Source organism: Oceanobacillus sp. GQ8 (assembly GCF_059758495.1).
Genome location: NZ_JCAXEV010000003.1, coordinates 685,598 through 711,347, shown reverse-complemented (window position 1 = coordinate 711,347; position 25,750 = coordinate 685,598). Strand labels below are relative to the sequence as shown.

The 25,750-nt window shown below is 40.3% G+C and carries 21 protein-coding genes and 2 riboswitches; of the genes, 9 read left to right on the top strand and 12 right to left on the bottom strand.

The features are described from left to right. The first annotated feature begins 9 nt into the window (after positions 1-9). The gene (locus AC6CHS_RS12365) at positions 10-525 is read left to right on the top strand and encodes a gamma carbonic anhydrase (RefSeq protein ID WP_498236436.1); all 516 of its coding nucleotides are present in this window, start codon (positions 10-12) and stop codon (positions 523-525) included. Between the two features lie 168 nt (positions 526-693). Here the strand turns inward: AC6CHS_RS12365 and metK are convergent, their stop codons facing one another. Beyond that, positions 694-1,896 (bottom strand): methionine adenosyltransferase, encoded by a 1,203-nt coding sequence (metK, locus tag AC6CHS_RS12360; protein ID WP_106897209.1) that lies wholly within the window; start codon positions 1,894-1,896, stop codon positions 694-696. Between the two features lie 296 nt (positions 1,897-2,192). Beyond that, a riboswitch (SAM riboswitch) is annotated at positions 2,193-2,299 on the bottom strand. Positions 2,300-2,497: 198 nt separating this feature from the next. On the opposite strand from metK, the gene pckA reads away from it, so the two are divergent. The 4 genes from pckA to AC6CHS_RS12340 all read left to right on the top strand — a co-directional run bounded on the left by pckA (position 2,498) and on the right by AC6CHS_RS12340 (position 6,857). After that, positions 2,498-4,087, top strand: coding sequence for a phosphoenolpyruvate carboxykinase (ATP) (pckA, locus tag AC6CHS_RS12355; RefSeq protein WP_498236498.1), 1,590 nt, complete (start codon positions 2,498-2,500; stop codon positions 4,085-4,087). Positions 4,088-4,242: 155 nt separating this feature from the next. Next, on the top strand, positions 4,243-5,232 hold the full coding sequence (locus tag AC6CHS_RS12350; protein WP_498236434.1) for an ABC transporter substrate-binding protein: 990 nt from the start codon (positions 4,243-4,245) through the stop codon (positions 5,230-5,232). Positions 5,233-5,245: 13 nt separating this feature from the next. Then, entirely contained in the window at positions 5,246-6,025 is a 780-nt protein-coding gene (locus tag AC6CHS_RS12345; RefSeq protein ID WP_498236432.1) for an ABC transporter ATP-binding protein, read from the top strand. A 19-nt stretch (positions 6,026-6,044) separates the two neighbouring features. Further along, positions 6,045-6,857: an ABC transporter permease gene (locus tag AC6CHS_RS12340; protein WP_498236431.1), complete on the top strand. Its 813-nt coding sequence runs from the start codon at positions 6,045-6,047 to the stop codon at positions 6,855-6,857. Positions 6,858-6,890: 33 nt separating this feature from the next. On the opposite strand, the gene ytkD is transcribed toward AC6CHS_RS12340, so the two are convergent. The 4 genes from ytkD to AC6CHS_RS12320 form a co-directional block, all read right to left on the bottom strand. Beyond that, complete coding sequence (gene ytkD / locus AC6CHS_RS12335; RefSeq protein ID WP_498236429.1) at positions 6,891-7,376, bottom strand: RNA deprotection pyrophosphohydrolase; 486 nt, start codon at positions 7,374-7,376, stop codon at positions 6,891-6,893. A gap of 18 nt (positions 7,377-7,394) precedes the next feature. Continuing rightward, positions 7,395-7,943: a hypothetical protein gene (locus tag AC6CHS_RS12330; RefSeq protein WP_498236427.1), complete on the bottom strand. Its 549-nt coding sequence runs from the start codon at positions 7,941-7,943 to the stop codon at positions 7,395-7,397. A 237-nt stretch (positions 7,944-8,180) separates the two neighbouring features. After that, entirely contained in the window at positions 8,181-8,501 is a 321-nt protein-coding gene (locus AC6CHS_RS12325; RefSeq protein ID WP_106897214.1) for a hydrolase, read from the bottom strand. Positions 8,502-8,716: 215 nt separating this feature from the next. Next, the gene (locus tag AC6CHS_RS12320; RefSeq protein WP_106897215.1) at positions 8,717-9,544 is read right to left on the bottom strand and encodes an ABC transporter ATP-binding protein; all 828 of its coding nucleotides are present in this window, start codon (positions 9,542-9,544) and stop codon (positions 8,717-8,719) included. A 434-nt stretch (positions 9,545-9,978) separates the two neighbouring features. Between AC6CHS_RS12320 and AC6CHS_RS12315 the strand changes: the two genes are divergently transcribed. Beyond that, the gene (locus tag AC6CHS_RS12315) at positions 9,979-10,992 is read left to right on the top strand and encodes an NAD(P)/FAD-dependent oxidoreductase (protein WP_498236426.1); all 1,014 of its coding nucleotides are present in this window, start codon (positions 9,979-9,981) and stop codon (positions 10,990-10,992) included. A gap of 168 nt (positions 10,993-11,160) precedes the next feature. Here AC6CHS_RS12315 and AC6CHS_RS12310 read toward each other — a convergent pair whose 3' ends face one another. From AC6CHS_RS12310 to AC6CHS_RS12290, 5 genes are all read right to left on the bottom strand, one after another. Continuing rightward, complete coding sequence (locus tag AC6CHS_RS12310; protein ID WP_498236425.1) at positions 11,161-12,609, bottom strand: o-succinylbenzoate--CoA ligase; 1,449 nt, start codon at positions 12,607-12,609, stop codon at positions 11,161-11,163. A gap of 121 nt (positions 12,610-12,730) precedes the next feature. After that, a complete protein-coding gene (gene menB, locus AC6CHS_RS12305) occupies positions 12,731-13,549 on the bottom strand; it encodes a 1,4-dihydroxy-2-naphthoyl-CoA synthase (RefSeq protein WP_498236424.1) in 819 nt (272 codons plus the stop codon). A 92-nt stretch (positions 13,550-13,641) separates the two neighbouring features. Continuing rightward, a complete protein-coding gene (menH, locus tag AC6CHS_RS12300) occupies positions 13,642-14,451 on the bottom strand; it encodes a 2-succinyl-6-hydroxy-2,4-cyclohexadiene-1-carboxylate synthase (protein WP_498236423.1) in 810 nt (269 codons plus the stop codon). A 3-nt stretch (positions 14,452-14,454) separates the two neighbouring features. Beyond that, positions 14,455-16,191, bottom strand: a complete 1,737-nt coding sequence (gene menD / locus AC6CHS_RS12295) for a 2-succinyl-5-enolpyruvyl-6-hydroxy-3-cyclohexene-1-carboxylic-acid synthase (protein ID WP_498236422.1) — start codon at positions 16,189-16,191, stop codon at positions 14,455-14,457. Then, the gene (locus AC6CHS_RS12290; RefSeq protein ID WP_498236421.1) at positions 16,188-17,576 is read right to left on the bottom strand and encodes an isochorismate synthase; all 1,389 of its coding nucleotides are present in this window, start codon (positions 17,574-17,576) and stop codon (positions 16,188-16,190) included. The genes menD and AC6CHS_RS12290 overlap by 4 nt, the downstream gene beginning before the upstream one ends. Before the next feature lie 390 nt (positions 17,577-17,966). Between AC6CHS_RS12290 and AC6CHS_RS12285 the strand changes: the two genes are divergently transcribed. Genes AC6CHS_RS12285 through AC6CHS_RS12275 form a run of 3 tightly spaced genes read left to right on the top strand, consistent with a single transcriptional unit; the run spans position 17,967 to position 19,681 of the window. Then, complete coding sequence (locus tag AC6CHS_RS12285) at positions 17,967-18,905, top strand: 1,4-dihydroxy-2-naphthoate polyprenyltransferase (RefSeq protein ID WP_498236420.1); 939 nt, start codon at positions 17,967-17,969, stop codon at positions 18,903-18,905. Positions 18,906-18,922: 17 nt separating this feature from the next. Further along, on the top strand, positions 18,923-19,312 hold the full coding sequence (locus AC6CHS_RS12280; protein ID WP_498236419.1) for a hotdog fold thioesterase: 390 nt from the start codon (positions 18,923-18,925) through the stop codon (positions 19,310-19,312). A gap of 15 nt (positions 19,313-19,327) precedes the next feature. After that, the gene (locus AC6CHS_RS12275; protein WP_119575442.1) at positions 19,328-19,681 is read left to right on the top strand and encodes a TraR/DksA C4-type zinc finger protein; all 354 of its coding nucleotides are present in this window, start codon (positions 19,328-19,330) and stop codon (positions 19,679-19,681) included. Positions 19,682-19,809: 128 nt separating this feature from the next. Here AC6CHS_RS12275 and AC6CHS_RS12270 read toward each other — a convergent pair whose 3' ends face one another. Continuing rightward, positions 19,810-20,394, bottom strand: coding sequence for an ECF transporter S component (locus AC6CHS_RS12270; protein WP_161464049.1), 585 nt, complete (start codon positions 20,392-20,394; stop codon positions 19,810-19,812). 161 nt (positions 20,395-20,555) lie between these two features. Next, a riboswitch (FMN riboswitch) is annotated at positions 20,556-20,699 on the bottom strand. A gap of 185 nt (positions 20,700-20,884) precedes the next feature. After that, entirely contained in the window at positions 20,885-25,270 is a 4,386-nt protein-coding gene (locus tag AC6CHS_RS12265; RefSeq protein ID WP_498236418.1) for a S8 family serine peptidase, read from the bottom strand. Positions 25,271-25,750: the final 480 nt, after the last annotated feature.

Genomic DNA, 25,750 nt, shown 5'->3' with positions numbered 1-25,750 from the left:
AGGATTCAAATGATTCATCAATATCAGGATAAGCAGCCCGTAATTCATGAAACAGCATTTATTGCAAAAGACGCTACTATTATCGGAGATGTGGAGATAGATCAATCAAGCAGTGTTTGGTTTAAGACGATCATTCGTGGGGATGTGGCACCTACTAGAATCGGGGAACGCGTAAACATTCAGGATTTATCTATGCTTCACCAAAGTCCTGGAATGCCTTTAGTTATTGAAGATGATGTAACAGTGGGGCATCAGGTCACCCTACACTCTGCAATCATTAGAGAAAAAGCTTTAATTGGAATGGGCTCCATCATTCTTGATGGTGCAGAAATTGGTACAGGTGCATTTATCGGTGCTGGAAGCCTTGTACCTCCAGGTAAGAAAATCCCTCCCAATACGCTAGCTCTTGGGAGACCTGCCAAAGTAGTACGGAACTTAACGGAAGAGGACCTCGCAGAAATGGAACGAATCCGCAATTCGTATGTGGAAAAAGGACAATATTACAAAGCACATACCACTCTTTAGAGGCAGCAATCTATTGGAGGTATACATAAAGCCTTCATCTTCAGCTATAGATTTATCATCAAGTACCGTGAAAACTCAAAAGCCGAACGGATTTCGAAAAAATAGATGGTTCCCTAAAAGGGTCCTCATCATTTCGAATGACCGTTCGGCTTTACAATTGATCTTTTTCTACTTCTTCTCCATCAATGCTTTTAATTCTACAACTTTATCTGTCTTTTCCCAAGGGAACAGGATATCTGTTCTTCCGAAATGACCATATGCTGCAGTGTTCTTAAAGATAGGTTTCTGCAAATCAAGCATACGGATAATTCCAGCTGGACGTAAATCAAATAGTTTGCGTATTGCATGCACTAACGCTTCTTCAGACACTTTTCCTGTTCCGAATGTGTTTACTGCAATTGAAACAGGTTCAGCTACACCAATAGCATAGGCTAGTTGTACCTCACAAGTCTTGGCAAGTTCTGCAGCTACTATGTTTTTCGCAACATAACGTGCAGCATAAGCAGCGGATCGATCCACTTTCGTTGAATCCTTCCCACTAAATGCTCCACCACCATGACGAGCATATCCACCATATGTGTCCACGATAATTTTTCTACCAGTTAACCCAGCATCTCCTTGTGGTCCACCAATCACAAAGCGGCCTGTTGGATTAATAAAATACTTCGTTGTTTCATCCAAAAGATTCTCTGGTACGACTGGACGAATAACATGTTCAATTAAATCCTTCTCAATTTGCTCTGTTGTGATATCTTGATGATGTTGTGTAGAAATAACAATCGTATCTACTTTTACTGGTTGGTCCTGTTCATCATATTCAACCGTTACTTGTGTTTTTCCATCTGGACGCAAGTAATCTAATACCTTTTCTTTTCTTACATCAGCTAAACGCTTCGCCAATTTATGTGCAAGTGAAATAGGTAATGGCATGAGTTCCTCTGTTTCGTCGCAAGCAAAGCCAAACATAAGTCCTTGGTCCCCTGCTCCAATAGAAGCAATCTCTTCATCGCTCATTTTTCCTTGACGTGACTCTAGTGCCTCGTCTACGCCCCCGGCAATATCAGCAGATTGTTCATCAATTGCAGTCAATACGGCACATGTATCCGCATCAAAGCCATACTTTGCACGCGTATACCCAATTTCTTTAATCGTTTTTCTTACAATAGCCGGAATGTCTACATACGTACTTGTAGAAATCTCTCCCGCAACCAGTACCAAACCTGTTGTAACGGTTGTTTCACACGCCACACGCGCATATGGGTCCTTCTTTAAAATTTCATCTAGAATTGCATCCGAAATCTGATCAGATATTTTATCAGGATGCCCTTCTGTTACCGATTCTGAAGTAAATAAACGACGATTAGCAGCCATAGTGCTTAATCCTCCTTTTGGTTTCTGTTACGGATCTCTGTTCATCAAGTTTTGCTATTTCATAACAAAGGTTTTTATTACAAGAAAAGCGCAGAACGCCCGTTTAGAAACGTAGTGACTGGAGTAACTCAACTGAGATAAAGGAATTACGGTAAGCTTGCGAACCGATAATGACTTATCGTAGGGAGAGTGGCGAAGTCACATAGTTTCTGGGCGATCGGAGCTAGACATCTTTGCAATTTTTTTATAAAAAAAGCCCTTCCTTCAGTAATGAGGAAAGGAGTACCAGCCTTTCGCTCTTATTGTTCAAGGAAATTTCCTTGCACCAGGTTAGCACCTTTTCACCGATGTGATGGTTGCTGGGTTTCATCGGGGCTGTCCCTCCACCTACTCTGAATAAGAGAGTATCCGCTCGAAATTTAGCTTATCGAATGAGAACTGACATGTCAACTATTTTTGGTTCGTAACAAGGTTTGCGAAAATTTCATATGATTAGATTAGATGTTTAGTATGGACTATTAAATTGAATGTGTTATACTAATAATCACATTAAGGCAACGTAATACAACACATTACCAAAGGTAGGTGCAGTGAAGTGAAAATGGTAGAAAAAAACCCTTGTACTGAATTAGAGCAGCATACTCCGATCCTGGATAATGAATCTGTCCCACGGCTTATCGAGATAATCTTAGCAAAAAGGGAAGCAGTTTTAACCTCCACAGGTGCAATTAGAGCTACCACTGGTAAATATACCGGGCGCTCTCCAAAGGACAAATTTATTGTTCGTGACGCAGTTAGTGAATCTAAGATCGATTGGGGTCAAGTCAACCAATCAATTGATGAGGATGCTTTTGAAAAATTATACAAAAAAACAACGGAATACTTGAGGAACCAGAAAGAAATATATAGATTCAAAGGATTTGCTGGGGCAGATGAAGTCTCCCGCCTGCCAATCCAAGTAGTTTCCGAATATGCTTGGCACAGCTTGTTTGCAAGGCAGCTTTTCATAACCCCAACAGAGGAAGAGCTCGCAAACCACCAAGCAGAATTTACCGTCCTATCTGCACCGGGATGTTTAGCAGATCCTGATACAGACAGTACTAATTCGGAAACGTTTGTTATCGTTTCATTTAAAAAGCGAGTTATTCTAATTGGTGGCACAGAATATGCGGGAGAAATAAAAAAATCAATTTTTTCCGTGATGAATTATCTGTTGCCACAACAAGATATTCTTCCCATGCATTGTTCTGCCAACGTTGGGGAGGAGGGAGATGTTGCTTTGTTTTTTGGGTTATCTGGAACAGGCAAAACAACCCTATCCGCTGACCCTGACAGAAAATTAGTCGGGGATGATGAACATGGCTGGAGTAATAATGGTATATTCAATATAGAGGGCGGTTGTTATGCTAAATGCATCAATCTCTCCGAAGAAAAAGAACCACAAATTTATAATGCCATACGATTTGGCTCCGTTTTGGAAAATGTCATGCTTGACTCTGAGAATGATATGCCAGACTATTCTAATACGTTCCTAACAGAAAACACACGAGCTGCTTATCCTATTGAACATATGGACAATGTTATGGTCCCAAGTATTGCTGGCCATCCAAATACCATTATCTTTTTAACTGCAGATGCCTCTGGAACTTTGCCGCCAATTAGTAAATTAACGAATGAACAGGCGATGTATCACTTTCTCAGTGGTTACACGAGCAAGCTTGCTGGAACGGAACGCGGAGTAACTAAACCCCAAGCAACTTTCTCGGCCTGCTTTGGTTCTCCATTTTTGCCGCTCCCCCCTTCTGTCTATGCAGAAATGCTTGGAAAAAAGATTGAGGAACATTCAGCGACTGTATTCTTGATAAATACTGGCTGGACTGGCGGCTCATACGGTAATGGTGGCGAACGTATTAAATTATCCTACACAAGAGCAATGGTATATGCAGCACTGAAAGGCGAATTAAATAATACAGAAACCGTTCTCGATGAAATATTCGGATTAGAAATTCCACATCATGTTCCAGGGGTGCCCGAGCAGCTCCTAGTGCCTGCCAATACTTGGTCAAACATTGCAGCTTATCAAAAAGCAGCCGAGGAACTTGCAATGAAGTTCCACAGAAATTTTGAAAAGTTCACGGAAGCTAGTAATGCGATTAAGCAAGCTGGACCTAGATACCAAAATCACATGTAACCATTATTTCCAAGAAAGTTTATATACGTTTTTCAGCGGTCTCTAAAAGGAGGCCGTTTTTTTATGCACTTATGTCATAGGCCTTCACACATTTTAGGCGAATGCATAAAATGTTTTGACATAACTATCCATTTAAACTAAGGGGGGTCAAATAAATGAAAAAATTAATTAAAATGACGCTTATTGTTGCTTTATTGCCACTCATTTTGCTCGGATGCAACCAAAGCAGCACTTCCTCCATAAAACTTGCTGAAGTAACTCGCTCCTTGTTTTATGCACCACAATACGTCGCGTTGGAAAAGGGCTATTTTGAAGAGGAAGGGTTGGATGTAGAACTACAGACAACATGGGGTGGCGATAAAACCATGACGGCACTTCTTTCCGACGGAGCTGACATTGCATTGGTCGGTTCGGAAACATCCATTTATGTTTACGCACAAAACTCAAAGGACCCGGTAATCAACTTTGCTCAGTTAACACAGACAGATGGCACATTTCTTGTGGCGAAAGAACCAAAACCTGACTTCGAGTGGGAAGATTTAAAGGGTAGTACATTTTTAGGCCAACGAAAAGGCGGCATGCCTCAAATGGTTGGTGAATTTGTGTTAAAGAATCATGGCATTGATCCCAAAAATGATTTGGATCTTCAGCAGAACATTGATTTTGCTAACATACCTGGTGCCTTCGTTTCAGGAGACGCAGAGTATGTTCAATTATTTGAACCGACAGCAAGCACATTCGAAAAAGAAGGCAATGGACATATTGTAGCCTCTTTTGGAGAAGAATCCGGCAATGTACCATACACCGTCTTTATGACCAAGCAAAGCTATCTTGATGAAAATGAAGAAGAAGTACAAAAATTCACTCGTGCTGTTTACAAAGCACAGCAGTGGGTTGAACAAAATAGTGCAGAAGAAATCGCCAGTGTTATACAGCCTTATTTCGAGGATACGGAGCTAGATTTATTAGCCTCCTCTATCGAGAGATACAAGGGGCAGCTATCCTTTGCTACAAATCCAATACTGGATAAAGAAGAATGGGATAACTTGAAAGCTATTATGGAGGAAGCAGGAGAACTTCCAGCTGATATTCCATATGAAGATCTTGTAAATACAACCATTGCAGAAGAAATTATCAATGATTAGGGAGGATGGTCAAATGTCATTTCTTACATTAGATCATGTAACCCATCATTATTTTTCAGCAAGTAGTTATACAAAAGCGCTAAAGGATATCTCTCTTTCCATTAAGCAGGGGGAATTCGTCGCGTTACTTGGTCCTAGCGGTTGCGGAAAATCAACGCTTCTTTCCATTATAGCAGGGATTGTAGAGCATACTTCAGGGAATGTTTTTCTGGAGAACACGCCAATAAAGCCGTCTGATAAAGCTATTGGTTATATGCTACAACAAGATTATTTGTTTCCCTGGAAGACCATTCTTGAAAATGTGATGATTGGCCCTAAGATCCACCGAAGTAATGACCCAGCAATCCGTACGAAAGCGGAAATGTTATTAAAACAAGTAGGACTTACTGGCATTTCAGACGATTACCCAGCTTCATTATCAGGTGGGATGCGTCAACGAGTCGCACTTGTAAGAACATTACTTAATGACCCGAAAATCCTACTTCTTGATGAACCTTTTTCTGCATTAGATTATCAAACTAAACTTAAGCTTGAAGACCTTGTCTCTACTACTTTAAAGGCGTTCAACAAAACAGCTATCCTTGTCACACACGACATTGGAGAAGCGATTGCAATGGCAGACAGAATCTTTGTAATGGAAGCCAACCCTGGTATGATTTCAAAAGTATTTGAAGTCCCGATCGAACTACGGCAGGAAGCTCCTTTTTCTGTACGAAAACACCCTAAATATCAAATGCTATTTGATAAAGTATGGGAAGAACTGGAAGATAAAGAAGGGAACACTGCAGAATGAAAGGTGGTGAGAGAAGAGAATGGCGCCCGAAACAAACACAGATAATCAATTATTTCAACGACATAAATATAAGTTAAAAAGAGAAAAGAGAATTGTTATCACTTGGCAGCTGCTCCTATTACTTGCTTTTATTGGGTTTTGGGAGATTGCCAGCAGACTCTATTGGATTGATCCACTACTCTTCAGCTCTCCTTCTGAGGTTATCCAGGTTCTTTTCTCTAACATGGCGGATGGCTCCATAGTAAAACATATTCAGATAACCTTATTTGAAACAATTGCCGGGTTTATTATCGGTACACTTGTCGGTATATTATTTGCGAGTGTTTTATGGTCTTCTACACGATTTTCGAAAATCATGGATCCATATCTTGTTATTATGAATGCCATGCCCAAAGTTGCTTTGGGACCGATTTTAATCGTTGCACTTGGTACGGGTTATGTTTCCATTATTGCGATGGGAGCGCTCATTTCAGTTATCATCACGACATTAGTAATTTATAACGCATTCAATGAGGTAGATCCCAATTATGAAAAAGTACTGAAAAGCTTTGGGGCAACACGGTGGCAGCAATTTAAAGAAGCGATATTTCCCGCCACCCTTCCTGCTATGATCTCGACGTTGAAAGTAAATGTTGGTCTTTCCTGGGTTGGTGTTATTGTAGGGGAATTTCTTGTCGCAAAACAAGGATTGGGATATTTAATTATTTATGGCTTTCAGGTTTTTGATTTCTCACTTGTTCTTTCAAGTCTCGTACTTATTGCTATCTTTGCAGCAATTATGTATAAGGTCGTGGAAAAATTAGAGGGATGGCTCATAAAAAGTAAAACCTAATTAAAAAATCGCCTATTATTTAGATAGGCGATTTTATAATGTAACGTTTATGTAGTCGATACAATGATATAAGACATCATCTTTCATAATAAAACTGAATGCTTTACTTTGCCTTATATTGTTAGGCAAATTGTCTAATAGCTTAGGACCTTCCGTCTCATAATACGTTTTTCTAGGAAGCAAAGAATCTACTGCCGCAAAATAAACATTTTTTGCAACATGCTCCCTTTTTCCATAAACATAATACTGTCCTACATAGTGTAATTGCTTAATCATTCCACCTGTTTCTTCCATTACTTCTCGCTCAGCTGCCTGTTCGGCTGTTTCTCCCTTTTCAACTTTACCACCAGGGAACTCCAAGCCTCTTTCTTTATGTTTAGTAAGTAACCATTTATCCCGATATTTGCAAATAACCCAAACATGCCTTGGATCATTTGAAAAGGGGTGGTTTTGAAAGGATAGCTTCACCTCATTATTGTAATAATCTTTAAATGTAAACATCGTTTCAACTACCTTCATCTACTGTCTATAATAAACTTAAGAAATAGTGACATTTCCTATTTTCCATTGTTTGTCGTAAACAAATTCGATTTCAATTGTATAGGCGCCATGTAATGCTGTTTCATTTTGCTGTTTCATTTTAACAAGGCCATTATCTAATTGTACCATATCATATGGGTTTTCTGCTATAAACCAAGGAGGTGTCTCAGTTGGTAGGATATATAGACCATCTGCCTTTTCCTCGTAATAAAACGAAACATACGGTTCAACCGTTTCTTTGACTGCAATAGATTCAAAAGCAGAAAGCAACTCGGCCTTCGTATCCATATTTTTTACTCTATAAGATTCGTCTGCGTCCTGAACTAAAGTATCCATAAAAGCCTGCGCCAATTCCTTCACTCTTTCTTCTTTTAATTCAGGCTGTTGTGGAGATGTTTTAGTTGTCTGTTCCTTATTTAAAGTCTGGTGGGACTTAGCCGAAGCAGTTACTGGATCTGCTGGCTTGTCTTCCGTCATAAGTATGCTACATATAATGAGTACGGGGGTCACTATTGTAATAAGGGTCATTTGAACTAATTTTCTCATATGAAGCCTCCTCTAGGGGTCTGTAATACTATTCCATTTCTCACCTAGAGATAAACCTAAAAAAGTTAAAAATAAAGATTCATTCGTATTATGGCAATGTCTCCTTTTTCGTAACTTGGAACGTCGCCCATTTTAATTGCATACCAGTTGCGTTGTTATACTTTCCTAACGAATCAAAAAAGCTGCAGCAAAACCCAAGCTGCAAGCCTCTTTAGATGAAATCCAAACTGCTAAATCCTACATATGCCCATCAGTCAAAATGCCCATTTGTTCAATATGCGCTTTTGTTTCTGGCTCCCCTAATTGGTGAATCATGCGATAAGCTTGTGTCATTTCATCATCGTAGTAATCATTTGATTTATCATTATGATAGGGGTTAATTGGTACATGAGCCCGAAAGAAAGTCTTTATTCCGGCTTCATGCATCAGATTGAACTTGTCTCGCAAAACCGCAACTTCATCCTCTGTTGCGTGAATAATAAATTCTTCATTGTTATTAAATTTCTCCTGTGAGATCTCTCCTGCACCAACATTTATATAAAACTTTTTCTTCTCCATAACGCACCTCCTATTTGTAATCTGTCACAAATCATAAGGAAGCATGTATGAAGTAAGTAAGAAAATTGCTTTCAACAAAAAATGATTTGTAAATCACTACAATTTGCTAACGTGTATGTAAGGGCTTACAAGCCTTAGTTTTCACTATGCATCGAAGAGAACAGCAATTCTTGGTACAAAAAAACCCATCATTCCGTAGAAGACAGGTTTTATCTTTAATTGACTGCAGTAGTCTGGTTTTTTCCTTGAGCAAATATACAACGCCCTTTTCCGTGAGGAATGCACATTGGAGTTCCGAATCTTGGATCAAATGTAACGTCACACATCATTTCAAAAACTTCATGAACGAGATTACAATTGATTATTTCTTCTGGTTTACCTTGTGCGAAAACTTTTTTATCCTTAATTGCGACAATATGATGAGCATAGCGACATGCCAGATTTAAATCATGCAACACCATCACCACTGTTCGTCCATCTTTCTCATTAAGGTCGAATAACAAATCAAGTACATCAATTTGGTGGGTCATATCTAAATAGGTTGTTGGTTCATCGAGCAATATTGTATCTGTTTCTTGCGCCAATGTCATCGCAATCCACGCACGTTGACGTTGCCCACCTGAAAGGGAATCAACCGAACGATCCTTCAAATGATGCATATTTGTCGATTGCAGGGCATTAAAAACCGCCTCTTCATCGTCCTTTGACCATTGTTTAAGAAAACCACGGTATGGATGTCTCCCTTGTTTCACCAGTTCGTTCACGGTTAAGCCTTCTGGTGTGACAGGACTTTGTGGAAGGATAGCAAGTTTTTTGGCTACATCCTTTGTGCCAACCTTGGCAATATCCTCGCCATCCAAAACAACTCCACCGCCTTTTGGCTTAAGGAGCCTAGCCAAGGAACGCAGCAGGGTAGATTTCCCACAGCCATTCCCACCAATAAAGACGGTGATTTCACCTTTTGGTATGGTTAAATTTAAATCATCTATTATTATATCCTCGCCATAGCCGAGTGTTAAATCATTTGCGGTTAATGTTTGCATTGGAATCTCTCCCTCTACATCTTACTCCGTATCGTAGATCACTTACTTTTGGTACGTTCCTGATTTTACGTATTACATACAGTTTATTGGGTTTTTCCGATTTCGTCAATGTCTTTGAGAATGATTTTCAATGATTAAAGTAGATTCTAGACACGAAACGTACATATACTAGTGGTTTTAGTGGCTAACATAGAAAATGGAATATTTATTTCTTTAAATGCTAAACCTACTTGTTCTTGTGTGATCCTGTCTACACATTGCATAGTCAATTAACTAGTCATTCTATGATACGCCTTTCTTATTTTGCCTCACTTTTTACATTATTCTACTCTACATTTATCATCATAAGGAGCTATATTTGATAATTATCGTTAATTTTAATAACCTAATAGAGGATATATATCAAAAGCAAATTAACCACAGGGGGCTGTATCATGCCACAGGATATAGAATTATATGACGTTACCATAGTTGGCGGGGGGCCAGTGGGGTTGTTCACCGCATTTTACAGTGGGATGCGAGAGATGAAAACGAAAGTAATTGAGTACTTGCCATTTCTTGGAGGAAAAGTACCTTACTTTTATCCTGAAAAAGTTATATATGATATTGGGGGCATCCCTAGGATTACTGGAGAGGCGTTTACAGAGCAATTAATAGATCAAGCTAAAACCTTTGACCCAACAATCGTGCTGAACGAACAAGTTATGCATATGGAAAAACAGCCAGGCGGACAAATCTTGCTCACAAGCAATAACGGAGCGAAGCATTTAACGAAGACTGTCATCCTGGCAACAGGGTTTGGAAGTCTAAAAACCGTGAAGCTTGACCTACCTGAAGCTACTCAATACGAAGGGACAAGCTTGCATTATACCATTAAAAAACTGTCCGACTTCAAAGGCAAGAATGTATTAATTTCGGGTGGAGGTAATTCAGCCATAGATTGGGCGAATGAATTAGAAGGAATTGCGAAGAGAATTTCCGTTGTATACCGGAAGTCTGCTTTCACAGGAATAGAACGAAATATTAGTAAAATGATGAGTTCCTCAGTTGACGTCTATCAGCCCTATCAACTTACTAGTTTATCGGGCGATAACGGTTTTGTCTCCTCAGCAACCATTGCCAATACGGAAAGCGGCAGCCAAAAGGAAATCCCTGTGGACAGTGTGGTTGTGAACCATGGATTTGAGATAGATCTTGGACCCATTTCAGAATGGGGTCTTAAGATGGAAAAAGGAACCATCATGGTAGATGGCAAAATGGAAACAAATATCCCTGGCATCTTTGCAGTTGGGGATATATCCAATTACCCTCATAAGCTGAAATTAATTGCTGGCGGCTTTCATGATGGCCCAATCGCCGTAAATAGTGCAAAGCTTCATATTTCACCAAAAGAGGAACTAAAGCCCCTTTATTCAACTAATTATGAGCCGTTATTGAATAAAAAATAGCTTACATCTATCGAGCTAGTCCTCATAAAACTGGGAGCCCTTCCTTCATTTTTGGTAGGCCTCCCAGTTTATCCCGGAGCAACCGTCCGTAAGACTCCCACTTCAAAACATGAAGTGAAACCATGAAGTTTTTAGTGGGAGTATACGGACGCTAACACCCCGATTCGTTCAATCTAAAAGGTTCAATAATTTATTTCTTTGTAATTTATTCGAAGCATTCCTTGGTAATGCATTCACAAGATGGAATGAAACCGGAACTTTGTATGAGGCAAGTTCTTCCTTCGCATAATTCTCGACTTGCTCTACGGTAATAGACTCATTAACAACAAGGAAAGCGATAGGTTTACTCCCCCAGACAGTATCTGGTGTTCCTGTAACACCGACTTCTCGTACCCCGTCTAGGGCTGAAAGGACACTCTCAATTTCTGAAGGGTAAATATTTTCACCACCTGAAATAATCAAGTCTGTTCTTCTTTCCACTACAAATAAGAAGCCTTCCTTATCGACATAACCAAGATCTCCTGTTGCCAACCAATCATCCTGAATCGCTTTATTTGTTGCCTCTTCATTTTCAAAGTACCCTTTTGTCACCATGGGGCCTTTTACAAAGATCTCTCCTACCCCATCAGGATCTGGTTGATTAATTTTAAGTTGGGCTGGAGATAGTGGTTTACCCGCAGAGCCCACTTTTTGTAAGGCGTCCTTCGCACTTAATGTAACTATTTGTGAAGCCGTTTCCGTCATACCGAATGACTGAAATACTGGCACATGCTTTTCTTTTGCCTTGAGCAACAGGGACTCTGGCACTGGTCCTCCACCCAGCAACATACAACGCAGGCTTTTAGGATATTCAGCTGCTTCAAGCTTTTCTAAAAGCTGTTGTAGCATCACTGTTACAACAGAAACTATGGTAACTCCCTTATCCATGATTGCATCGTGTACTGTTTTAGCATGAAATTTGTCCAACAAAAATACAGGCATGCCATACACGGCACTACGGATAAGAATGGAAAAGCCACTTACATGGAATATAGGTAGTGCAGCAAGCCACTTATCCTGCTTTTCTACACCAAGGTTTAAAGCTGAACCAATAGCACTCCACCAGTGATTGCCATAGGTATGCATCACGCCTTTTGGGAAACCAGTAGTTCCCGAGGTATACATGATGGTAAAAAGCTCATCTAACTGAATTTCCTCAGCTAAAGAGACAGCAGTCTCCATATATGCTTCCACTTCATTCAGTCGCACTGCCGTTTTCACTTCCAATTTATCCGACCTTTTCTGTTGGGTGTCAGACGTTAGCAAAATAGACACATCAGCATCTTTCAACTGAAAATTTAATTCAGAAGCAGTTAGACGTGTATTGAGCAGTACCCCGACAGCTCCTATGTAGCTTAGCGCATGAATTGCAATCATCATTCGGAGGCTGTTTTCGGAGAGTATGCCAATATGTGTTCCTTTTTCGACACCTAGTGATGCAAGTTTTTTTGCATAAAGTTGGCTTTCTTGCTTTAACTTGTTAAACGAGATGGAGTATCCATCTGGTAATTCAATTGCTGTTTGATCAGGAGCTAGTTCTGCCTGTTTTGACAACCAGTGAGGAATTGTCGTACTCATGGATGTGCCCTCCTTCATTTAATTAAGAGTAGCTTCGAACAGTCATTTCGCTTATGTTGCACGAAGCTAAACACTAAAGAAAACCCTTTGCTTATGACTAGCAAAGGGTTGAAAATTATTTTTAAGGGAAACGTGGGAACTGTTTGAAGTTTGGCTTTCTTTTTTCTTTGAAAGCGTCTCTTCCTTCTTTTGCTTCATCTGTTGTATAGTACAACAATGTCGCATCTCCACCCATTTGTTGAAGACCTGCTAGGCCATCCGTATCAGCATTGAAGGATGCTTTAAGGAATCTTAATGCAGTAGGTGATTTTTCTAAAATCTCTTGACACCATTGAACTGTCTCTTCTTCTAGCTTGTCCAGAGGAACAACAGTATTTACCATACCCATTTCATAGGCTTGCTCTGCATCATATTGACGGCATAAGTACCAAATTTCTCTTGCACGTTTGTGCCCTACCATTCTAGCCAAATATCCTGCTCCATAACCTGCATCAAAGCTACCTACTTTAGGGCCTGTTTGTCCAAAAATAGCATTGTCTGCTGCAATTGTAAGATCACACACAACATGTAAAACGTGGCCCCCACCAATAGCGTAGCCAGATACCATTGCAATAACAGGTTTCGGTGTAGTTCTAATAAGTCTTTGTAAATCTAAAACATTTAAGCGTGGAACTTGGTCATCTCCTACATAGCCTCCATGTCCACGAACCGATTGATCTCCACCTGAACAGAATGCTTTGTCTCCGGCTCCAGCCAGAATTATAACTCCAATACTAGAGTCATCCCGTGCATCAGCAAATGCATCAATCATCTCATTTACTGTCAAAGGGGTGAAGGCATTGCGTTTTTCTGGACGATTAATTGTCACCTTAGCAATTCCATCATACTTCTCATAAACAATTTCGTTGTATTCTTTTACGTTTTCCCATTGTACCGTCATACTTATTCCTCCTCATTATGTACATTTTTGTTGTCCACTTAACTGGTATTCTATACCATGTTTTAAATGGAAGATTTTATAAATCTATATTTCTATACCATCTTAGAGTAAAAAATAAACTCCTCTACCATTTTACCAAAAATCTCGGCTTGTTCCACGTGAATTGCATGGCCGGCATTTTCAATGATTTGAAAATCGCTTTGCGGCAAGAGTTTATGCATGTTTTCATTCAGCTTTATAAATTTTATATCGTCTTCGCCAGCAAGTAAAAGTGTCGGAATAGCAAGACGTTCAAGATGCTCCCACCACGAAGGCTGACTTCCCGTTCCCATTGCGCGCAGTGACATAGCAAGGCCGTCTGCTGTATGGGAAAGTCTTTCCTTTCTAATGGCTTTCCTTTTTTCAAAAGATAATTGCTTTTGTGTAGCAAAAAGGGGGATTTCTTCCCAAAAATCAACAAATGCGCTTACGCCATCCTTCTCAATCATCATTGCTAGCTGTTCATCTTTGTTTTGTCTTGCAGCTCTTTCTTCTTCAGATTGCAAACCCGGTGAGGCACTTTCTAAAATCAATTTATCAACCAGATCTGGATAGAGACAAGCAAAAGATAATGCTGTCCTACCACCCATTGAATATCCCAGAGCAATTACTTTGTTAAAACCAAATGACTGATGAATCTCTGCAATATCCTGACAGCACCTCTTCATCGTTACAGAATAAGTTGAAGTTGTTTTGGCATGACCAGGAAGATCAATGGCAAGTACCGTATGTGTTGCCTGCCATTTTTCTACAAAAGCCTTCCATGTTTCCGCTGAGCCTGTGAAACCATGAAGGAGAAGCAATGCTGGACCAGAACCGCTTTTTTTAATCCAATATGTTGTCCCATTTACCTCGTAATACACGTCCTAAGCCTCACCCTTCAACTCTTCCGCGATAGCTTTCCATTTACTGCGATGCCAGCTTGTGTTCGCCTCACGGTCTGTCTTCACTTCAACAACAGACAACCCCTTATACTGGTAACTGTCATACAGTACTGCTTTTAATTCCTCTTCGGTACCTGCGGAAGAGTACATGCCTCCATACATTTGCACAGCATGCTTAAACTCAATATCTACAGGTGTGCCAAATAATACTTCAAAATGTTTTTTCTCTTGTGATTGTGGAAGAAAGGAGAAAATTCCACCACCATTATTATTAATCAATAGGATCGTAATATTCAGCTTATATTGCTTCGCTATTAATAATGCATTCAGATCATGGTAAAAAGATAAGTCGCCAACCACAAGGGTTACAGGGGCACCAGTTATCGCAGCTCCCAATCCACTTGATACCATGCCATCAATACCATTTGCTCCACGATTAGCCAAAATAGACAAATGTTTAGGAGTAGTGAAGAAGAAAGTGTCTAAATCTCGCACTGCCATACTGTTGCCAACATAAATACTACTTGCTTCTGGAATAACATCCACCAATGCCCTAACCGCTTCTCCCTCGGTTATTTCAGCACCATCTTCAGCAAGAAGGTGTTTTTTTGCAACTTGGTTCATCGATTGCCAGTCTTCCAACCACCCCTTGTCCTGTTCAGGTGTATATTCAATGGACAGAAGCGACTTACAGAATAGAACTGCATCTGAAAAGATGAATTCTGTATTATTACCGGTTGGTTCCCGGAAGCCTGTATAATTCTCCACAACGAATTGAGGAATATGCTTATTTTCATTTACATAAAAAAGATAGGGTTTAGATACCGGCATAGCTCCAAACCGGATAATATAATCTGGCCTTAGCTTATTTCGTAGCGTCTCATCCCGGAATATCGCATCATACGTTTCCACAATTAAATCCTTGGCATGCTCCCCTGCACGAAGCTGTGAAAGCGGGTCTGCCAAAATAGGAAGACCCCAAGCTTCGGCAACTTGGGTGACCGCCTGTGCCAACTTCTGATCCGTTTGTGGTCCACAGACAATAAGTCCTCTTCCCTTACCTTTCAGTTTCTCTATAATAGAGGCAATTTGATTAGTGGAAAGCTGCTTCTTCCCTTCTACTGTATGATTTCGTGGGTCTGAGGATTGGTTGCTCCACAAATTCTCAATGGAGAAATCAGGTACTAACGGGTCTCGAAACGGAAAATTTAACTGTACCGGCCCAGGATTTCCCTCATTAGCCATAAACACAGCACGTGCCGACTTATTTCTTACATAGGAAAGCATGTTTTCAGAGGCCTCTGGCAATGCCATTTCCTGAAACCATTTTACATAATCTCCATATAGCTTTAGTTGTTCAATGGCCTGCGGTGCTCCAATATCACGTAATTCATGGGGGCGATCAGCAGTCAATACAATGAGCGGTACTCTGCTGTAATTTGCTTCCACAATGGCAGGAAAATAATTAGCTGCTGCTGTACCCGAAGTACACACCAGAGCAACAGCACGTCCTGTTTTTTTAGCTATACCCATAGCAAAAAATGCTGCAGAACGTTCGTCAATGACGATCCATTCTTTTATATCGGGATGCTCCGCTATTGTCATGGCAAGCGGTGTGGATCGAGAACCAGGTGAAATAACAATATCTGTTACACCGTTTTTTGATAACTCATCAACAAAATTAGCTGTATACCTTGTTAACACTTCGGTTGGATTCATTCTGCACCCCCAAGTACCGAGAGCATCGGTGTTAGTTTAATGTTTGTTTCCTCGTATTCTTCTTCAGGGTCGGAATCCTTAACGACGCCACACCCTGCGAATAAGGATGCTTCATCCCCTTGGAGTAACCCTGATCGAATGGCCACGGCAAATTCGCCGTTATCTCGGTTATCAAGCCACCCAACAGGTGCTCCGTACCAGCCTCTGTCTAAGAGCTCATGTTTTCGTATAAAGGCAACCGACTCCTTACGAGGTGTGCCACCAAGTGCCGGAGTGGGATGTAAGTTTTTAATAATATCTAAGATCGTATAGTCCTTTTTCATGCGGGCCGTAACCGGTGTGTATAAGTGCTGTAAATTCTTTAAAGGATAAACAACCGGTTCATTTGGAATATCGATATCTGTACAATAATTCTCAATCGCCTTCTTCATCATTTGTACAACAAAATCATGCTCCCCGCGATTTTTTTGGTCGTGAAACAAATTATAGCTGATACGAGCATCCTCTTCCTCCGTTTTACCTCTTGGGGCAGTACCTGCTAAACATGTTGAGAAAAGACTATTTTGCCTTATCTTCACTAATCTTTCAGGAGTAGCACCAATAAAACAATCCTTCCCTTTTTCAAAAGAGAAAATGAAGCTATTTGACTGGGTATTCAATAGTTTTCTTAAAATATTACCACTATCTACCTCTCTGTCTAACTTCAAGCGTACTTCCCTAGCTAAAACAATTTTCTCAACCTTTTGCTGACGTATTTCTTCTGTTGCCAGCTTAACTGTTTGCTTCCACTTTTCTGGAGAGATTTCATGCCTGCCGACAATTTGTGTGTCAGATTCGTATCGAGGAGTTCCATTCAAAAGCTGTCCCTCCATTTCCCGTAACTGATTTGCTAGTTGACGGGGATGGTCATCCGCTCTCACCATTATATTCATCGTAAAATAAAAGTCATTTTCATACTCTGTAAGCAAATATTCTGGAACAGTAAACCGAATCGGTTCAAAATTTTCCCACAGCTTTGTCTTTTCTTTTTCAGGGTCAAAGGCCGCTCCCCCCATGCTGACGATTCCCGTACCAGGAACATCATAAGGATTGTTACTTACAGCATCGTTAAGCAAATTATTCCATTCTTGCTCTGCTGTTTCAAAACGATCCTTGATGGCAGTAATTTCAAAAGCACACCCCGTTCCAACAAGAGTGTAAGCCTCTGCAGTACTGGACCAATAAAGTCTTTCCGTTCTTAATTGTTTTGCTGCATCATAAAATGAAAGGGGGTCTATAGCTTCCACCCTTTTAGTAATACTGACAAGCCTGCTATTTTGAGGCTGAATCGTATCGATCGCCTCTTGAAATAAAGCTTCTATATTTTCTTCCTTTAGTTCTATCATCTATTTAAACCTCCGTAACCAAACAATGCGCCAACATAATACTTTATAGTGCGTGTTCAAAAAGGAGGATAAAAAGGACCGAGAAGTTCGAGGTGGCGTAGCTTTGAGAACCGGAACGTATGCAATTAATACGTGAGGAACGGAAAAGCAAGCCAACGAGCTTCCACAGGATGTGGTGACTTCGACGTTCGACACAGGACGTGTCGGAATTTAGTCGAAGGTCATCAGTACCGATGTGTCATTTTTACTGGACTTTTTGAACAAACTCTTATCCTATTTTATTCCCTTTTTGCTGGTTTCTCAAGGAAATCCTCCTAGTGAATTGACACCCCCTAATAATTTCCCTAAAATTGATACGATACGCATGTGAAATCAGGGGGAAAAAAAGAAATGAACACATCAGATAATCATACAATAAAACAAGCTTTAAATGAAAAAGAAGGGTTCCAGATATGGTGGCGTTTATTGCGCCCGCACACTCTAACAGCCTCTTTTGTACCCGTTTTTGTCGGGTCCATGTTCGCTTTTACAGAAGATACGAACTTTCATCTTCTGTTATTTTTTGCCATGCTTCTTGCATCAATGCTAATTCAATCTGCCACCAATATGTTTAATGAGTATTACGACTTCGTGAGAGGATTAGATACCGAGGAATCTGTAGGAATTGGTGGAACCATCGTCCGTGATGGAATCCAGCCCAAAACAGTATTGACCTTGGCATTAACTTTTTTTGGAATCGCCATTCTTCTCGGAGTATACATCTGTATTGAGTCTAGCTGGTGGATTGCATTGATTGGTTTAGTATGCATGCTTTTCGGTTATTTATATACAGGTGGACCATTACCAATTGCTTATACACCATTCGGCGAATTGTTCTCTGGCTTTTTAATGGGGACAGTCATTATAGGAATTAGTTATTTCATCCAAACAAACGTCATCACAGCAGAAGTTATCTGGGTTTCCATACCAGTTGCATTATTTATTGGTGCAATAATGTTATCCAATAATATTCGAGACCTTGATGGGGATAAAAAGAATGGACGAAAAACGATTGCAATTCTAGTAGGAAGAAAGAATGCCATTAAGGTGCTTGCAGGATTTTTCATTCTTTCGTTTGTACTAACTGCGGCTTATATCATTACCGGTATCCTTCCATTATGGTCACTTATTTCGTTTCTTGCTATCATGAAGGCATTTGATGTTATCAAGAAATTCCAAGGTAAAACGATGCCGATTGAAATGATGCCTGCCATGGCAGCAACTGGAAAAACCAATAGTATTTATGGACTTCTTTTAGGAATTTCATTACTAATTGACGCTGTAATTTAAGAAAGGATGTCCTTTACATGGAATTTAACCAGACACTAATGGAAGCACTTGGGATTAAAACGATATCGTTGGATAAAAATCTTGTGATCCTTACTATGCCTGTTGATGGAAGAACTCGTCAGCCTGCCGGTTATTTGCATGGTGGAGCGAGTGTAGCTCTCGCAGAAACTGCTGCCAGTATCGGAGCTATGGCCAATATAGACACAGAGCAATCGAACGTTTTTGGAATGGAAATTAATGCAAACCATATTAGAAGTAAGCGTGCTGGAATAGTCACTGCTCTAGCAAAACCGATCCATCTCGGTAGAACTTCCATGGTATGGGAAATACAGATACTCGATGAAGCAGAGAAACTAATTTGTATTTCAAGATGTACGCTAGGAATTGTTCGTAAAAAGCAGTCATAATGAAAGGAGATACAAATGAAGACACACCTAAGTAAAGATCAATTAGATAAATTCAAAAAACAACTTCTACAATTAAGAGAAGAGAATGCGGAAAAGATCGATGAAAACCGAGAAAAAAGCCCAAATGATTCCATCAATGAGTTAGCAGACTATGACAACCACCCCGGAGACATGGGTACCGAACAATTTGAGCAAGAACGCGACGCAGGATTGAACCTTGTACGCGAGGATCGTCTCCGAGAAATAGATGATGCACTAGAACGAATTGAAAATGGCACATACGGTCTAAGTGAAAAATCAGGTAAACCTATTCCTGAAGAACGATTAGAAGTACAACCCACAGCAAGATATCTTGTTGAAGAACAATAGATTACAGAAAAACCTGCTTGCATATAATTAATGCAAGCGGGTTTTTTAAATAATATTTATATATAGTAAAAGATGCAAAAAGGGCTAGTCTTCGCATGACTAGCCCTTTTAGAAAATAAAATATTAAATTAGATAAGACTTGCTCGCTTTTCCTCAATCCACTGTCTCATTTTCAAGAATAATGGTACAAACAACAGCCCGACCACAATTCCTTTTATTAGATTAAATGGTAGTATACCAGCGTATACCGAAAACCACTTAAATTGCTCTGTCATTTCCCAGCCCATAAACCAGCCATAAGCTGGTAATATTAAGAAGTAATTCAGTACACTCATGCCCAACGCCATCACAATTGTGCCCGTAACTAACCCTGAAATAACACTTTTAACACCTTTAAATTTATGATACATCAAGGCAACAGGGACGATAAATAAAACACCAGTAAGGAAATTAGCTAGTACGCCAATTATTTCTCCCCCACCGATTGCTAAATATAAAACATTTTTAATTGCAACAACAATTACTCCTGCTAATGGCGAGAAAATAAACGCGGCCATAAGGGCTGGCACCTCACTAAAATCAATTTTTAGATAAGGGGTTGGTAGAAAAGGTAATGGAAAGTTAATAAAGAATAATACCAATGAAATGGTCCCCAGTAATGCGAGAATAATAAGTTTTAATAAGCTAAATGATTGTGTCTTTGATGATTGCATCATCATTCTCCTCCTTCATCTTTAATCGATTCCTATCTCGTGATGAAGGATCCACCGTCTTCCATTTAAACACAAAAAACCCTAAAGCCTAATCGGGGCTTTAGGGTATGTTTAAAAAATCATAGGAAAATTAAGCGCAATATATGCACTAAATTCCGGCTCGACATCTTCTCCCATCCAGACTGTAACTGTCGGTTCTGGACTTGCACCAGATCAGCCGCAAATAACTTTGCGGGTCACGGACTTAAAGCATGAAATTGCTTCTTACCGTCGGTCGGGAATTGCACCCTGCCCCGAAGATGGAATCGATTATTAAATTATATTAATAGTATACGGGAGTTTACGAAATTTGAAAAGTGTTTTGCTTCGTTTCCTTAGTATGTAGTTTGAAAACCTTTGTTTAGTATACCTAAACCTCAGCTACTCTTAAATCTTCTTCAAAAAAACAAGGTGTGTAGACTAAGCTACACACCTTGTTAGATTAGTTGGTTCAGTCGACGTTAATAATTAGTTTTCCGTCAGCCTGTTCCCTTGTTTCATTTCCATAGTCATCCTTAACTTTCACTTCTACTAAAGCACCATCTGCTACAACATTGCTAGTCGCAGTCCAGTAGCCTACATAGTGCCCATCAGAAGTTTCCATCATAGGCAATTCTGTAGCATTAGATACACTGCTCTTTGCATTTGTTAGTGGCATATGGATAGCGAAAGTTGCGTCTAACCCAGGCTCACTGTCAAATTCAATTTTGACACTTTCGCCTGCTTCTAGTGTTTTATCTTCAGTTGGTGTTAGATTCTCAATCTCAGGCGCATCGTATTTTACGTCAATTGTTACTGTTTCAGATGTCGTATTACCGGCAAGATCGTGTGCGATAACTTCGATTTCATTTTCCCCGTTATCTAACAGAATCCGCTTGGAGTACGCACCATCTTCTACAGCTGCAGACTGTCCATTAACTTCTACAAAGTCTAGGTTAGCATCAGATACAGTTCCCTCTACAGTAACTGTCTCACGATTAGATTTGTCCCCATCCTCTGGGCTGTCAATGGTTAATTCAGGAGCTTCTGTATCCAATGTTACGACAACCGGCTCTGATTCACCTATTTCTGTACCATCTAGCAGAGATACAGCAGTAAGTTCATTTTCTCCTTCTGTTAATTCTGCATCAATAGCGAAGGATCCTTCTTCACCAATTTCAGCAGACCCAACTTCTTCTCCGTTATTCAGAAGTTGTACAGTAGTTGTTGGTGAAGCAGTTCCTTCTACAGTGATTTCTGCTTCATTTGTAATTAGATCCTCTGCAGGAGAGGTAATTACAGGAGTTTCTGCTTCATAGCTTACACGTGAACGAATCATATAGTTACCTTCAGCAGCTGGTGACGGAGACCAAGCTCCTCCTACCATTTGATAACTTCTTTCTGCATTCGGTCCATTTTCATCTGTTGCAAGGCCAGGTGCGGCAGTATTCGGCTGTGTTTGGACATAAACCATGTAGAAGTCGCCCTCTACAACAATTCCATGCTCTGATAAGTCTACAACAGTCCAAGTACTAGAATCTCGGGTTGCTTCAGCAGAAATTGGTCCAGCTAGTTTTTCACCAGGCTGTCCATCTGTACCAGAGGCATCCCATACTTCTACTGCAAATTCTGTTCCACCTGGAGAAGGAAATTCTTCATCCCAGAATTTGAATACACCGTCCGTTACGACAGCAGATTCTTCGCCTTCTGGAAGTGACATTTTTACTGCCCAGCCGTTTCCTGCATCATAGAAAGCACGTGCGTTTTCCGCAGTACCATCATCATAGCCGATTTCCCCACCTGGTACAGTGTAGAAAGGTTCTAGAGAGACGTTTGCTTCTGCATCGCCTTCCTCCAAATTAACTTCTACTTCTGTTCCATGGTAACCAGCAGCCAAAATTTTCAGCGTATAGTTACCTTCATAAGCTGTTAATTCATAATTACCTTCTGCATCCGTTTCTACAGGTGCAATATTTGCATCTTCCACTACTATTACAGTAGCACCTTCCACTGGTTCACCAGTAGCCGCATCTGTCACGGTACCACTTACAGTATGTTGTGCAACCTCTTCGAGTGTAAAGTCAGCAGTTGTGCTTTCATCACCTTCTATAGTGACTGTTTGTTCTTCTGATTCAAATCCATAAGCTTCTGCTTTAACAGTAAACTCACCTGCTGCGTGAAGCAAAGAATACGAGCCATTTTCTGGATCAGTATTAACTGTTCTTCCGCTCTCAAGCACACTTACTTGTGCACTCATAGGTAACAATACCGGGCTGATTGGATCCTTTTCTGGCTTATCCTTCTTTTCAGGCATTAGTGGAGCAATTTTAGCCGGATTTACTTTTTCTTTTAAAGAAGCCTTTTTATCACTTTTTATTACTCCAAGTGCATTGTTAAAGCCTGCAACTCCCATTTGCCCATTATTAAGGCTGATGGCACCTTTATTCTTACCATTAGCTTTGCCTTTATTTCCTTTTACAGAAGCACTCGCACTATCAGAAGTGTCAGCTAGTTTAACATCATCAATGTAGAAACCATCTCTGACAACAGAGCCATCTGTAGTTAAGTTAAAGCCAATGTAAACACGTTGTCCACTGTATTCGGATAGGTCAAGTTCAACCTCTTCCCAATCCTCAGATACATTTGTTATTCTAGCTAACTGTGTCCATTGTTCTTGATCTGTCGAAATAAATACATGTCCATAATCCCAGTTATTTTCTATGTTGTACCACTGACTGAATTGTAAGTATGATTCTCCTTCTGGTAAGTCAACGGGAGGCATAACGAGCGTTGTATTTGCATTACTATCATACGTTCCTGCTAAGTTTGTTGCATATACGTTCTCACCGGATACAGCACTTTCCGGTCCTGACGTAGGAACACCACGTTCCCAACTGTTATTTTCTCCGAATACTGTCCAACCTGCAGCCTCTGATTCAAAGTCCTCTGAATAACCAACAGAGATTCCAGGGTGCAAGGTTACAACATATTCATCGCTGGAAACCTCATTGTTTCCAAAGTCGTTAATTTTCCAGCTGTAAGTCAGGGAGTCACCATCAATGTGGTCTCCAGGAATGGTAGCTGTATATTCTCCATCTTTGAAGTCTCCAGAAACTCGATCTGCATCAATTGTTTGAGTATCACCATTATGATCTGTGTACTCAAGTTGAACAGAAGAAACACTGATGTTGTCCATTACTTGAATGGATAGATCTAGATCCATTCCAATATAGGATTCTGCAGGTGCTTCATGTTCAAAAGTAGGCGCTTCAGTATCTTCTCCTTCTTTTGTAACTTGACCTTCAAGTGTCCCTAATCCAGTCACAAGGGATGATACTGCGTCATATCCACTAACAAGGCCATATCCATATCCGTTGTTTGGCACTTCTGTAAAGTTACCATCTGTTAATGGTGTGGCAGTAGTGGTGATAAGTTCTTCTATTTCATCTACAGTTAGACTAGCATCCGCTTGCTTTATCAAAGCAACCACTGCAGCTACTGCAGGTCCTGCCATTGAAGTACCATTCCAGCCACCTTCATAACCTCCACCTGGTACACTAGAGCGAATATTCACTCCAGGTGCAGAAATATCCGGTTTCACTTCATCATAAGGAGAAGGTCCTTGTAATGAAAAGCTTGCCAGCGCATCATTCGCATCAGTAGCTCCAGTTGCGAATGACTCTGGGTAATTGGCTGGTACTGCAATTGATTCAGGTCCGCCTGGGTTTGTCAATGTAGTATTACCTGCAGAGAATTCAGGGAAAATTTCCGCTGCTCTCCAGTTAGTAACAACATCACGGTACCATTCATCTAATCCAGGTCCACCGCCCCACGAGTTGTTTACGACATCTGGTGCCATATCAACACGTGCATTGCCTTCTGAGTCTGTAGGAGCTAAAATCCACTCCGCAGCTTCGAGTAAATCAACATCTGTTCCACCAGCTGCTGTAAATGCTTTAACAGCAATCCATTGTGCACCAGGTGCCACACCAACCTGATTAGATCCATCTGGCTCACTACCAACCATTGTTCCTGTTACGTGTGTACCATGTCCTTGATCATCGTATGGTGCTTCTTCACCTGCAGTAGCGTCAAACCAGTTAAAGTCATGGTTTACTTCGCCCGTACTTGCATCATACCCACGGTATTTTTCTTGTAGTGCAGGGTGATCATATTGAACCCCTGTATCAATACTTGCAACTGTAACTCCAGAACCATCAAATCCCATGTCCCAGACAGCTGGCGCGCCAACTCTTTCTACGTTCCATTCTACATTGGCGATTTCGGAAGTAGGTGCTTTCGCGTCTTCTGTAACGGTTGTAAACAGTTCGCGATTTTCGTTTGGCAAAATCTTTTCAACTTCCGCAAATGTGGCTATTTTTTCGGCCACTTCTTTCGTAGCAGTAACAGACATACCGTTTACTATATGAAAAGATTTATAATCCTCTACCTTCCCTGAATCCAATTGTGATTCAAGAAAGTCTTTTACATTTTGTTGAGAAGTAAGAGATGTCGCTTTTAATTCGGAAACGACTGCTGAACGTTGTGCCAGTTCTGCCTTTTGTGCCGAAAGGTTTGCTTTAGCTGTAGATTTCTTAGCTTCCTCCGCTACCTTTGCCGTATCTGCCTTTTCTGCAAACTTTACGAGAAAGGTAACTTTGTCATCTTTCTTAAACGTATCAAGCAATCGATCCGTTACCTTATTCTGTACAACCGAGCTTGATGATTCATTAACAGACTGGTGCAGCTTGTTGTTTGATTCGGCACTAGCCAAGCCTGGTGTGACCAATGAGAAAGTCATTAATACGGACGCAGCAATACTAAATGCTCTCGTCTGACGCCTCTTCTTTGTTTTCAAACTATTTCCTCCCCTCAATTTGTAAAACAGATTTTGCTAAGCAAAAAAACACCTACTGCCTCCTCTCCCTTTTGATTCTTATGTGGGTTCATTGGTGTCAGTGGTGGGATTTGTAGAATCTATGTTGTTAATGTAAGTATAATCAGCGCCTAGCTAGATTTGTGTCGAATTATGTCGTTTATATACTGAATTTTCAAAATTAATTAAATAGTCGCGGTTTTTCCTTCAGAGTTCATAGGCCCAATGACTAAAGACTAGTAGAAAACTGTTCTCCAACACCCTGCCAAGCCCGTCATCATAGGAATTAGAACGTGTTGCAAAAGGTATTCTACTTAGCACTAATAATAAAAATGAATCAAATTACCCTGTCTAACCAAATAAAAAAGTCCTTTTATTTCTTATTAAAGAAATAAAAGGACTTTTGCAGCTATTTAATTAACTAATCATCCATCTATCTTCACATTAAAGTTAACAAATGAA